Consider the following 12,921-nt stretch of genomic DNA (forward strand, 5'->3'; position numbering starts at 1 on the left):
TCGAGGACCGGCGGGCATCCGGTCTGCCCCGATTGCCGTCGCCTCACCCCACCGAGGCCAGCCCGGAGCGCGTCGGCTCGGCCCGCTCCCCCAACCCGGCGAGGTCGGCGAGCGCCAACGTTCGGGAGGCCGCCGTCCGGGCCAGATACCGGGAGAACCGGTGGGCGTCGTGCACCGTCGAACCGCCCGCCTCCGCGAGGCGCTCGTGCACCGCCGCGCACACCTCGTCCGGGACCTCGTGGCCGCGCTCGCGCAGGTACCGGACCGCGAGTTCCGCGAGCTCCGCGGTGGAGTACGCGCCGATCTCCCATCGCTGTCCGAAGTTCTCCGCCAGCTTCGGCGCCCGGGCCAGCACCACGTCCAGGCTCGCGCGGGTGCCGGTGAGCACCACCACCGAATCCGCGGTGTGCTCGCGCAGCGCCGCCTGCAGCGCTTCGGCCTCCTCCGGCTGGGAATCCCCGGCCGCGTCGGCGTCCACCACCAGCACCCCGCCGCGGGCGTCCTGGAACGCCTTGCGCATCAGGCTCTCGGCCTGCCCCGGCCACTGTGGACAGAGGTCGCCTGCCAGCGAGACCCGCACCAGCTGGCCGATTCCGACCAAGTCCAGTTCGGCGAGCCCCTGGGCGTAGAGCCGGGCGAGTTCGGATCGCCCGCTGCCGCGGCGGCCGACCAGCACCGCGTTGCCGTGCCGGCCGAGCGCCCGGCGCTGGTTCCTGCGCTCGCGCAACGAGACCAGCGCCGCCCCGACCGCCTGCCTGGCGCCGTTCATCCCGCTGAGCCCGGCCAGCCGCTGCCACGCGTAGGTGGCCTGCAGGGCCGACCGCGGGTCGTCGGCGGCGTCCGGTGTGTCCGAGGACTGCGACGGGAGCTGCTCCAGCATCGCGGTCTGCGGCGCGATGTCCTCGGCGGTCAGCCTGCTCAGGTCGGAGTCCCTGGCCGGCGGGCGCTGGGCGAGCCGCGAAGCCTGGAGGCTGATCATCTCCTCGAAGAGCTTGCGCGCCACGCGGCCGTTGCCGAAGGTATCCCCCTTCGGCACGCGGGTGAAGTAGTTGGTCAGTTCGTCGATCGCGTCGTCGGTGAGCTCGTAGTAGTGCTTGCGGCACAGGTTGCCCGCGATGGTCACCAGCTCTTCGACGCTGTAGTTCGGGAACTCGATGGTCCGGGTGAAGCGGGAGGCCACGCCGGGGTTCGACTCCAGGAACCCCTGCATCAGCTCCGAGTAGCCCGCGACGATGACGACCAGTTCGTCGCGGTGGTCCTCCATCATCTTCATCAGCGCGTCGATGGCCTCCTGGCCGAAGTCCGGGCCGACGCCGCCGCTCTGCGCGTTGAGGGTGTAGGCCTCGTCGATGAACAGCACCCCGCCGATGGCCTGGTTCACCAGCTCGGTGGTCTTGATCGCGGTCGAGCCGATGTACTGGCCGACCAGGTCGGCGCGGGCGGCCTCGATCATGTGCCCCTTGGACAGGATGCCCAGTTCGGCGAGGACCGCGCCGTAGAGCCGGGCCACGGTGGTCTTGCCGGTGCCGGGCGGGCCCGCGAAGACCAGGTGCCTGCTGATCGGCGGCATCGGCAGGCCCTTCTCCTGGCGGACCTGCGACATCCGGATCAGGTTGATCAGACCGCGGACCTCCTGCTTGACGCCTTGGAGGCCGATCAGCGAGTCGAGTTCGGACAGCGGTCCGTTCAGCTCGGCGCCGCTGGCCCCGAGCAGCGAGTTGTCCACTTCGGACTCCTCCGGTTCGGGCGCGGAGCGGTCGACCTCCTGCCGAGAACCGCGAGGAGACTGAGGTGAGGCGGTCGCGGCATCGGTCACCAGATCCTGCACGGTGATCCGGCCGTCCTCCTGCAGGCGCCGGACCGCGACTCCGCCGCTGCCCTTGACCGCGCACCGGTGCAGGGCGACCGGCTCCGCGGTGTCCAGGTGCGCGCCGTCGCCCGCGCTGCCGAGCACCTCGCACTCGTCGAACCGCGCGCCGCCCCCGGCCGTCACGTGCACGCCGTGCCCGCCCGCCGAGCGGATGCGGCAGCTGCCCGCCCGCACCGAACCACCGGCGGTGATCAGCACGCCGTCGGCGAGCGCCTCGACGATCTCGGTGTCGTTCATCGACACCTCGGCGCCCCCGACGCGCAGCCCACCACCGCGCAGCAGCGCCGAAACGAGCTCCGCACGGCCACCTGTGAGCACGAGCGCCGCTTCGGTGCCCGCGGTGATGCGGGTATCGGTGAGCGCGGCCCGCGCGGACTCGGCGAGTTCCACGGCAGCGGAGGTGGCGGTCTCGATCGAGGCGTTGTCGACCACGACTTCACCGGTGCCCGCGAGCAGCAACCCGGACCCCGAGTCGGCGGTGGCCCGGAACGCGGAGAAGTGCGAGCCCGCTGAGGAGGACAGCCGGGCGATCGCGTCCGTCGTCCCGCGCACCGAGGTCTTGTCGAAGCGGGGCCGGGCTTCGCCGTCGACGACGATCCCCACCCGGCAGTCCTCGACGACGCACTCGATCAGCCGGGGAGCGGCCCGCCCGGTCACCTGCACCCCGCACCGGGCGGCGGAGAACGTGCACCCGCGCAGCAGCGGGCTCGCCTGCTCGGTGAGGTAGGCGGCCTGGCCCGCAGCCCCGGAGAACCGGGAGTCCACGATCTCGACCGAGGCGCCGCCGGTCAGGTAGAGGTCGACGTTGACCCCGTCGCGCACGTCCAGTTCGGTGGCTGTGAGGGTTCCCTGCTGCTCGACCACGAGCGCGGGCTTGGCGGCCTCGGTGATCGTGCTCCCTTCGAGCAGGCACCGGCCCCGCCCGTTGACGCAGATCCCGTTGCCGCCCGGGCGTCGCACGACGAACCGGCGCAGCGTGAGCGAACCGTCCTCCCCGACCACCACGGCCGAAGAGGCCACGTCGGAGACCTCGCTGTCCTCCACCGTGCTGGCGGCCGAGGACGTGATCACGATGCCCGCGCCGCCGGTGCTCGTCATCCGGCAACCGCGCGCGGCGACCGAGCCGCTGCCCCTGGTCAGCAGGGCCGACCACGACGAGCCGGCGATGCGGCACCCGTCCAGCGCGACCTCGCCGCGCCGCACGTCGACCGCCGGGTAGCGGCCGTCGTCGCAGACCAGCACCAGCCCGCGCAGCTGAGCGCCCTCGGTGTCGATGACCAGCGCGCTGTTCTCGGCGGCGTGCACCTCGACGGTGCCCTCGCCGTCCTCGGCGGTCAGGTTGACCATCCGGTCGACGACCAGGTTCTCCTCGTACCTGCCGGGCCGGATGCTGATGGTGGCTCCGTCGTGGGCCGCCGCGAGCGCGGCGCCGATCGAGGGGAACGCGCCCGGCCGATCTGCTCCCACCACCAGAAGTTCGCGGTTCATCGACCTTCCCCTCTCTGACAACCCGTCCTCGAAACCGCTGCGCCGCCCGCTCCGCGGCGCTCCACCCGGACGGCGGCGCCGCGACCCGGCACCGCTACACCAGCCCGGGTAGCGCGCCGAACCGGCCGCGTGCCGACTCGCCGACCGTGCCGCTGGGACGGGCGTTCGCCCAGCGCTCCACGCACCGCCGCAGCGAGGTGGTCGCCAGCTCGTCCAGCGAGGCGCGTTCGGCCACCCGGCCCTGTTCGTCCACTTCGGAGCTCGCCAGCTCGCGCAGCAGGACCCGCCGCCGCGGTTCCTCCGCAGTGGCCTCGGTCGTTTCCAGGACCTTGAAGCTGGTGCCCGGTACGAACACCACGCGGTCGTCCGCGCGGTCGGCGTCGTCGAGTTCGAGCAGCTTGGTGCGCCGGGCGGTCATCGACCACACCAGCACGTCGATCTCGCCGTCCTGGTCCGCGCTGGGCTCGGTCAGCGCGTGGGTGAAGCCCCACTCGGTGACCAGGCGGCGCTGCCGGTAGAGCTCCCACTGCTCCGGCGTCGGCGTGGCGCTGAACACGGTGGCACCGCGGTGCGAGGGCAGCTTGCTCAACCCGGACACGACGCACCGGGCGAAGGGGACGTGCGGCCCGTTCGCGGCGGTCCGCAGCGAACGGTCGATCGCCTCGCCCCGCTCGGTCAGGTAGAGGCGCACGGCCACGGTGTCGGTGAGCACGTCGGCCGACGAGCGGGGATCTCCTTGAAAACCGGGGTGTTCCGAAAGGATCCGGGAGACCGAGTGGGCCATGGCGTCGAACTCGCGGCTGAGCGTCCGACGCAACCACGTGCGCTCCTCGGTGATGCCCTGGGCGGGCAGCAGCGCCGAAGCGGCGGCCTCCGGTACGGGTTGCGGGCGGGGCTTCGCGGGCGGGGCCGGCGGCTCGGCGACGGGAGGTCCCGGTGCGGGCTCGGGCTCGGGAGCTTCGGTAGTGGCGGCGGGCTCCGGGGCGTCCGGCACCTCCGGTGGCGGGCCGATCTCGGGCGCCGGTGAGCTCTCCAGCCGGAGCGGCATCGCCGAGACCGGGTCGGCATCGGAGGACGCCGGACGGGCCGGTGCGCCGGGGGTGGCGGACGGCGCACCGGCGACCGCGGCCGCGTCGGGGGGCGCGGCCGCCTCGGGGGACGGGGGAGGTTGCGGAGCAGAGGGCGGCGCGGCAGCAGGAGCGAGGTCGGGGACCGGCGCGGCGGCGGGAGCCGGGGCGCTGCTCCGCGGGACGGAAGCGCTCGCCCCGGGGACAGGGCCGGGCACGTGCCCGCCCCCGGGAACCGGTCCCGCGGCGGCTCGGCCCGTCATGGCCGACGCCGCCACGAAATCCGGCGCGGGCACCGAGATCGGCGGCAGACCGGCAGGCGGGGACGGGGGACCCACCGCGGGCTGCCCGCCGGAGATCGGGGTGACGAAGTCCGTGGCGGCCTCCGCCGAGGCGGTCCGCGCGGGCGCCTGCCCCGGCCCGGAGCCCAGCTCACCGCGGGCGGCTCCGGCGACGCGCGCGACGCCGCGCCCCAGCTCCGAGGCGGCCACCAGCCGGCAGCGCACGCGAGTGGCCGGGTCCAGCCGCGCCAGCACGTCCTCGGCCAGCAGCCGCATCCTGGCCGCCACCCGCTCGTCGGTCGCGTCGAAGGCCAGGACGTTGACCTCGGGGTCGGCCGGCGCGGCGCGCACCGCGGCCGCGTTCTGCGCGTCTTGCGGCGGACGCACCCACAGGCCCGACTGCACGACCTCCACGACCGCGTCCGGGGTGTACCAGTACACCGCTGGGGAGAGCCGCTCCAAGCCCTCGAACGGGACGCGGTGACTCAGCAGCGCCGGGGCTTCCCCGTGCGCCGCGTGTCCTCGGGGCACGTAACCGATCTCGCGTGCGAAGGCGTGCCAGCCCAGGTTCCCGTCCGCGCACATCGTGTAGATCTCCGGCGCGTGCGGGGACCCCACCGGCATCCCGGTGTAGCAGGCGACCCGGGCGTGCAGGAGATCCGCGAGCGCCTGGCCCAGCGAGTCGCCTTCGGGCAGGTGCACCGGGCCGTACTGCACGAAGCGGACCCGGTCGCGCACCGAGGTGTCCAGCCGCCGCCAGAAGCGCACCACGTCGTCGAGCGAGAGCGCGGGCGCGCCAGGACAGCCCAGCACCACGGTGAGCACCTCCGGCTGGCACGGCATCCCGCTCGCCAGCCGCTCCCAGTGCCCGCTGAAGGCGGCGTCGCGGACCGTGGGGTGGATCCACACCCCGCCGGGCACCGGCTCGGCGACGCCGACCGAGCTGGTGGGCCACGCCTCGACCAGGCTGGCGTCCCAGAGGGGCCGCGGGAACCGCTTGGCCTCCCACTCCGGCGCCTTCCCCGGCCGGAACCGGACCCAGCCGCTGCCCTTCCCGGCATGCACGAACAGCGTCCCGCCGGTCCCCCGGAAGATCACTCCGTCCGGGGCCACCACGGTGCGCCCGAGGCGTTCCGAGAGCCACTGCCCGGCCAGCGCGGTGGCCTCCCGGGACCGGCCGCCCACGACCAGCCGGACCCCGCGGCGCCGCTTGGGCAGCAGCGCGGCGACGGAGTCCCAGGCCGAGATGGGCATCCCGCTGGGCAGGTCGACGACCACCATCTCGTGTTCGGTGTCCGGAGCCACCGCCAGGGCCATCTCCTGGGCTTCGGTGGTCATCCGCCGCTCCGCGCACACCACGAGCGCGTTGCCCACGGTGTGCTTGGTCAGCGGCATGTCCGGTTCATCGCGACGGCGCCTGGTCAGCGGAGGCAGTGCGGGCATCAGCTGTTCATCCCTTCTCGCTCACGCCCATCGCGGCCCGGCTGAGCACCGGTCCGTCCGGGAGGGCGGCGAGCAGTTCGTTCGAGATCGGGCGCACCGGCGCGCTGCCGAAACCGAGGGCCTGCATCGACTCGTCGTCCGGTACCAGGTGCTTGGTGCCCTGGTCGGTGATCAGGTACCGGTCCGGCACCCGCTGCCCGGCGGGGATCGGCAGCGCACCGGCCACCAGGCCGGTTCCCGGCCGCACGTTCACCGCGCCACCGGGCGAGGCCGCCTGCCGGGGTGCGGCGAGCACCACCTGGCTGCGGACCTGGGTCCCGGCCGGGTTCTGGCGCAGGCAGAGCGCGTCCGCGCCGGGCTGCCAGCCCGCGCCGCCGAGATCGGGGATCCGGTCGAACAGCGACCGGTCCGCCGAGCGGGGCGTCCCGGCCACCGCGGCGGCGCCGATCCGCTCCGGCGCCGGATTTCCGGGCTGGGCCGCCAAAAGCGCGAACTCGGTCGTGCTCAGCGGTGCCAGCCCGTCGGCGCGGAGCACGAACCGCTGGACCCCGCCGTTGGCGGCGTGCTGCTCGAACAGCTGTCCCACCTGACGCGGGACGCCGCCGACGGGCGACCCGGCGGACCCGGCGCCGTCGATCCGGGCCGGTTCCAGCGCAGGCCCCGCGGGCACCGCGTCGAGCCACCACGGCGGAGCCGTGGACGGACGCGCGTTGGCCATGCCCAGCGCGACCTGGACCGACGGGTCGGCGATCCGGTGCTTGCGGCCCTGCCACAGCAGGTAGTCGGTGCCGTCGACCGAGCGCACCGGCAGGTACTGGTCGGCGGGCAGCTGCCGGGCGGTGGACGTCGGATCGAAGTCGAGGTTGAACCGCCCGGGGGCGGCTCCGGTGCTCGCCCCCGGCAGGCAGGCCAGCCAGTGCGAACCGGCCAGTTCCTCGGCCGGGGGAAGCGTCTGCGGCGCGTCCGGAATGCCGATCGGGCCACCGCGCGGGGCGCCCGCGAGAGAGGCCTGCGAGATCGTCTGCACCTCGGATCCCGCGCCCTGCAACAACTTCGCCGAGGCGTAGTTCAGCGTCGGGTGCAGCACCCCGCCCACGTTGACGAACCTGGTGCCGGTCTCCTTCTCCACCACGATCGCGCCCTGGGCCTGCCACTTCTTGCTGCCGCCGGGGACGAACAGCCCGTAGACGCCGAACCCGGCGCCGATCAGCAGCGCGAGCACCACACCGACGATCAGTCCGGTCTTGGCCCGTTTCGCCGGTACTTCGGCGCTGGCCGGGTCGGCGAGCACCAGGGCGGAGCTCATCCTGCCCATCAGGAACTGGTAGGCGTGGACGTGGTCCCGTTGGGTCTGCACCTGCTCACCCGGCCAATCCGCGCGCCCACGCGTAGAGCTCCAGCAGCTGGAACAGCAGCGGGAGCACCGCGATGGCCGTGCAGGTGTCGAAGATGTTCGCCAGATGTCCCCAGATCGGCAGCATCCGGCGGTGCAGCGGGCGCAGCGCACCCAGCACCAGCGCCAGCAGCACCAGGAGCAGGCCGAGCACGAGGAGCGCGCGCCACCCCGGGGAGAACTCCCGCGCGAAGGCCAGCGCCACCAGGGAGAGCCCGCTGGTCCCGGCCGCCACCAGCGACACCCGCTGCCAGGCGCTGAACAGGGCGCGCGAACGCAGCAGCACCGAGCAGGAGAGCACGCTGACGAGCGCCCAGGTCACCCAGCCGGTTTCGGTCATGATCAAGGGGAACGCGGCGACGAGGACGGCCGCGGCGCAGACCAGCGCGGCGCTGAGGTACCGGTCGGCGTGGCCGGTGCGAGAGGTCACGTCCTCGGCACCGGCCGGGTCGATGTCCTGCTGGAGGTCCGCGGCGTTGCGCGGCAGTTGCGGTCCGCGCAGGAACGCCGCCCGAACGGTCACTTTCGGGGCGAACAGCACGACCCCGAACACCACGGCGGCGAGCGCACCCGCCGTCTGGCCCGGACGCAAGCCGAAGCCCAGTCCCAGCCACACCCCGCCGTGGACCACCACGGCCAGCAGCAGGACCGTCAGGAACGGGCCGAACGGGACGGACCGGCCCGCGAACCGGTGCAGCACCAGCAGGACGACGGCCGCGAGCGCGGCGCACCCGGTGCCCACCAGGAGTCCCGGCGGAGTCGGTGCCACGCCGCCGGGAACGCCGTCGGCGGCGATCAGCCCGGCGATCCCCGCGTAGCCGCACCCGGCGAGCCCGATGAGCCGCGCCAGCGCGACGTCCTTGAGGTTCTCGGCCAGCGGCAGCGCACCACCGGTGAAGATCAGGGCCAGGCCGCCGGCGAAGCCGGCGTGCAGCCCGGTCGGTCCGTCGCCGAGCAGGACCATCGCGAGCAGCCCGAGGAGCACACCCGAGAGCACTTGGAACAGGCGCGAGCCGAACTCCGGCCGCCAGCGATCCGGATGCTGCTCGACGCTGGTGGCGATCCCGTCGGCGAGATCGTCGAAGTCCAGCTGCGGAAGCGGGTCGGCGGCCGGGCGCAGGTGCAGCCGCTCGCCTTCCAGCCAGTCCAGCGTCTCCGGGGTGCCGTCCGGGTCCAGCGGCGGCTCACCGAGGCGCTGCAGCACCCAGGAGCCCGGCTCGTCCTCCGCGGGCCGGCGCCGGGTGTGGCTGAGCAGCACCGGCAGCAGGTCGGCCACCGAGGTCGACACCGGCACCGCCAGATCGGCCTTTCCGTCCGGGCCGAACACCGTGACCCTGCACAGCTCCGCGGCCCTGGCGCTGGTCATCGGTTCTCCTTCCTGATCGTGCTCGTCGGCTGGGCGGCCGTGGCGAATTCGTCTTCGACCAGACCGGTCTGGATGAGTCGGATGCCGCGCCGGGTGACCAGCTGGGCGCGGCCGGGAGGCAGCTTGCGCGGTTTCGCCTCACCGATGAAGGTGCCCTCTTCCTTGGGGTAGGAGAGCAGCAGCGAAGGGGTGCCGAGCTCCCAGAGCCGGCGCAACACCGGGTCCATCATCGCCCGCATGGCACCGGAAGTGCTCCTGGCGACCACCAGGTGAAGTCCGATGTGGACACCCTGCGGGATCATCGACAGCAGCGGGTCCAGCGCCGATCCCATCCCGCCGCGGGTGAGCAGTTCGTAGTCGTCGACGACCAGGAACAGCTCCGGGCCCTCCCACCAGTCCCGCTTGCGCATGCGTTCCGAGGAGATCTCCTGGCCCGGCACCCGCTTGACCATCGAGGCGGCGGTCTGCTCTGCGAGCCCGTGCAGCGCTTCGGAGTTGACCCCGAAGCCGACGTTGTACTCGGCGGGCACCTCGTTGTCGAGGTCGCGCCGAGCATCGCCGAGCACGATCTTGGCCTGGTCGGGTCCGTAGCGCCGCCGGATGGAGCGCAGCGCCAAGCGCAGCAGGTTGGTCTTGCCCGTCGCGCCGTCGCCGAAGACCATCAGGTGCGGCTGCGCGTGGAAGTCGTGCCACACCGGCTGCAACCGTTGCTCGTCGTGACCGATGCACATCCGGAACTCGGGTTCCGGTGCGGGAAGCTGCCGCGCGGGCAGCTTCGTCGGCAGCATCCGCACCGGCGGGGCGGGCTCTCCGGGCCAGAACGCCCGCACCTCCTCGGTGACGGTCTTGGTCGCTTCCGAGAGGTCGTCGACGTCGGAACGCCCGTCCAGCCGGGGCAGCGCGGTGAGGAAGTGGTACCCGTCCGAGGTGATCCCGCGACCGGCCTGGTTCGGCACGGTCGCGGCCTTGCGCGAACCGAACTCCGACTCCATCGAGTCGCCGAGGCGCAGTTCGAGCTTGCTGCCCAGCAGGTCACGGAGCCAGGTGCGGATCTCCGACCAGCGGGTCGCTGCCAGCACCAGATGGATGCCGAACGACAAGCCGCGGGAGGCGAGCTCGCCGATCTTCGCCTCCAGTTCCTGGAAGTCCTGCTTGACGGTGAACCAGCCGTCCACGACGAGGAACACGTGCCCGTGCGGGTCGTCGACCTCCCCGCGCTCCCGAGCCCGCAGGTAGGCCGCGATCGACTCGAAGCCGTGCTCGGCGAACAGGGACTCGCGGCGCTCCAGCAGCTGGGTCAGCTCGGCGATGGTGCGCACCACCCGGTCGCGTTCCATCCGGGTCGCGACCGAGCCCACGTGCGGCAGCCCGGACAGCGACATGATGCCGCCGCCCCCGAAGTCCATGCAGTAGAACTGCACGTCGCGCGGGGTGTTGTGCAGCGCGAGCCCCAGCACCAAGGTCCGCAGCAGCGTGGATTTGCCGCTCTGCGGTGCACCGGCGATGCCGACGTGGCCATCCGAACCGGACAGGTCCGCGGTCATCAGGTCCCGCGACTGCTCGTAGGGCCGGTCGACGACGGCCACCGGAACTCGCAACGGGGTCCGGCCGCCGGTGGGCTCTACGGCCATGCCGCGAACCGGGTCCGGCACCACGCTGGGCAGCAGGCTGTCCAGGCTCGGCGCCGCCGACAGCGGCGGCAGCCAGATCTGACGGGCGGGCGGACCCGAGCCCTTCAGCCGTCCGATGAGGACTTCGATCAGCGACGGGGCGTCCTCACCGGACTCGTCCTCAGGTTCCGCCTCCGGCTCCCGCGGGCCCTGCTCCTCGTGCTGCCGGATCTGGTGCAGGCTCGGGTAGGGCTGCGTGCGGAAGGAGACGACCTCGGAGAACGCCCGCTCTTCGGAGGTGGCCGGGGCCGCGCCGTCGCGCTCCGGGCAGGGCCCGGAGACGTAGGCGCCCTTGAACCGCACCAGCGTGGTCGTGTCGATCTTCAAGTAGCCGTTGCCCGGGTCGGACGGCAGTTCGTAGGCCTTGGCCTGACCGATCACGGCCCGCGACTCCATCGAGGAGAACGTGCGCAGCGCGATCCGGTAGGACAGGTGGCCCTCCACCCGGTGGATGCGGCCCTCGTCCAGCCGCTGCGAAGCCAGCAGCAGGTGCACCCCGAGGCTGCGGCCGAGCCGCCCGATGGAGACGAACAGGTCCATGAACTCGGCCTTGCTGGCCAGCAGCTCGCTGAACTCGTCGACCACCAGCAGCAGGTCCGGGAACGGCACCAGCTGCGCGCCCCCGGCCCTGGCCTTCTCGTACTCGAACGACGAGGAATACCCGCTGGCGCGCAACAGCTCCTGGCGCCGCACCAGCTCGCCGTTGAGCGCGTCCTGCATCCGGTCGACCAGCGGCAGTTCGTCGGCGAGGTTGGTGATCACCGCCGAGGTGTGCGGCAACTCGTCCATGCCCAGGAACGTGGCGCCGCCCTTGAAGTCGACCAGCACCAGGTTGAGGATCTCCGACGAGTGCGTCGCCGCCAGGCCCGCCACCAAGGTGCGCAGCAGTTCGCTCTTGCCGGAGCCGGTGGCGCCGATCAGCATGCCGTGCGGGCCCATCCCGCCCTGGGCGGGTTCCTTCAAGTCCAGCTCGACGACCTCGCCCTCGGTGGTGACGCCGATCGGCACCTGCAACCGCGAGCGCTGCGCGGCGCGGGGGCGCCACTGCGCAGGCACGTCGAACGTGCGCGGGTCGCGGATGCCCAGCAGCGTGGTCAGCTCGAAATCGCTCTCCAACGGCTGGTCCACCACGTCCACCGAGCCGCTGGTGCGCTTGGGCGCCATCGACCTGGCCAGCGCTTCGGCCTGCACCAGGCTCAGCTGGTCGCGCCGGGCCGTGCCGGTGGACTCCCCCACCGGGAAGCTCACTTCGTCGTCCTCCGCGGTCAGCCGCAACACCTTGGGCCCGCCGGGCAGCCGCCCGGACAGGTCCAGCAGCACGACGTTGCGCAGCCCGGTGTCGAACAGCCGCGAGGACTCGGGGATCTCGGTCAGATGCGCGACCACCACCACGAACGGCTCGACCACGCCCGGACGGCTGCTCGGATCGTGGTCGGGCCGGTCGGTGATGTCCGCGCCGAGCACGTCCATCAGCTCGTCGTGGTCGCAGGCGAACAGGCGCAGCGGGCCCGCCGCGTCGTGCGCGGTGGGGTGGGCGTTGTGCGGCAGCCACTTGACCCAGTCCCACTCGGGCTGGCATGCCTCGCTCGTCAGCACCGCCACCCGCAGCTCGTCCGGCGAGTGGAAGGTGACCAGCTGGCCCAGAACGGACCGGACCAAACCGACCGCGCCTTCTTGCGCACCGGCGAACTCCACGCTGGTGAAGCTGCGCAGCCCCACGGACATCGGAATTCCCGAGACGGTGCCGTAGGCCTCCTGGAACCGTCGCAGCGAGACCGCCGCCAGCGGTTCCAGGTCCTCGATCGGCTTGGTCGACGGTGCCGTGTACTCCACCGCCGCGGTCTGCGCGCCCAATCCGATCCGGGCTCGCCCGAAGTCGTCCTGGTTCGCCCGCCGCTCCCACAACCGGGTACCGGCGGCGATCGACCACAACCAGGACGGCGCCGGGTTGCTCCACACCACGGCCCGGCGCTGCTGGTCCGCGGACTCCCTGGCCTTCTCCCGCAACTGCGCGATGTAGCGCAGGAAGTCGCGGCGCTCGGACGCCATCTTGCGCTTGCGCTCGGCCCCGTTGCGGCCGAGCTGGGTCAGCACCATGACCAGCATCGCCAGCGCCATGCCGCCGCCCATGATGTACATCATCGGCGAGCTGCTCCGGGACGACACCATCATGATCATCGCCATCGAGCCGATTCCCATCGGCACGATCATGGCCACCGATCGGAAGTCCATCGCAGCCGGTTCCTCCATGACCGGAGGCTCCTGCAGCTCGACCGTGCCCTCGGGCATCTCCGGCCCCGTGGCGCGCGGCGGGCGCTTCACCGTGATGGTGCTCATGGGTTT

The 12,921-nt window shown here is 72.8% G+C and carries 5 protein-coding genes; all 5 read right to left on the reverse strand.

What is annotated here, in order from left to right; all coding sequences use genetic code 11:
* Positions 1-43 precede the first annotated feature (43 nt).
* The 5 genes from ABZ805_RS03675 to eccCa all read right to left on the reverse strand — a co-directional run bounded on the left by ABZ805_RS03675 (position 44) and on the right by eccCa (position 12,915).
* Entirely contained in the window at positions 44-3,358 is a 3,315-nt protein-coding gene (locus tag ABZ805_RS03675; protein ID WP_358433779.1) for a right-handed parallel beta-helix repeat-containing protein, read from the reverse strand.
* Between the two features lie 94 nt (positions 3,359-3,452).
* Positions 3,453-6,149, reverse strand: a complete 2,697-nt coding sequence (locus ABZ805_RS03680) for a hypothetical protein (RefSeq protein ID WP_358433782.1) — start codon at positions 6,147-6,149, stop codon at positions 3,453-3,455.
* Between the two features lie 7 nt (positions 6,150-6,156).
* Positions 6,157-7,506, reverse strand: a complete 1,350-nt coding sequence (eccB, locus tag ABZ805_RS03685) for a type VII secretion protein EccB (RefSeq protein ID WP_358433785.1) — start codon at positions 7,504-7,506, stop codon at positions 6,157-6,159.
* A gap of 4 nt (positions 7,507-7,510) precedes the next feature.
* Positions 7,511-8,908 carry a type VII secretion integral membrane protein EccD gene (gene eccD / locus ABZ805_RS03690; protein ID WP_358433788.1) on the reverse strand — a complete coding sequence of 466 codons (1,398 nt, stop codon included), beginning with the start codon at positions 8,906-8,908 and terminating at the stop codon, positions 7,511-7,513.
* A complete protein-coding gene (eccCa, locus tag ABZ805_RS03695; protein ID WP_358433791.1) occupies positions 8,905-12,915 on the reverse strand; it encodes a type VII secretion protein EccCa in 4,011 nt (1,336 codons plus the stop codon). The genes eccD and eccCa overlap by 4 nt, the downstream gene beginning before the upstream one ends.
* Positions 12,916-12,921: the final 6 nt, after the last annotated feature.

The organism is Saccharopolyspora sp. NPDC047091 (assembly GCF_040643635.1).
Classification (GTDB): domain Bacteria; phylum Actinomycetota; class Actinomycetes; order Mycobacteriales; family Pseudonocardiaceae; genus Saccharopolyspora_C.

Excerpts from the sequence above, each read along its gene's own strand:
- ABZ805_RS03675 (WP_358433779.1), bottom strand. The coding sequence starts at position 3,358 with ATGAACCGCGAACTTCTGGTGGTGGGAGCAGATCGGCCGGGCGCGTTC.
- ABZ805_RS03680 (WP_358433782.1), bottom strand. The coding sequence starts at position 6,149 with ATGCCCGCACTGCCTCCGCTGACCAGGCGCCGTCGCGATGAACCGGAC.
- eccD (WP_358433788.1), bottom strand. The coding sequence starts at position 8,908 with ATGACCAGCGCCAGGGCCGCGGAGCTGTGCAGGGTCACGGTGTTCGGC.
- eccCa (WP_358433791.1), bottom strand. The coding sequence starts at position 12,915 with ATGAGCACCATCACGGTGAAGCGCCCGCCGCGCGCCACGGGGCCGGAG.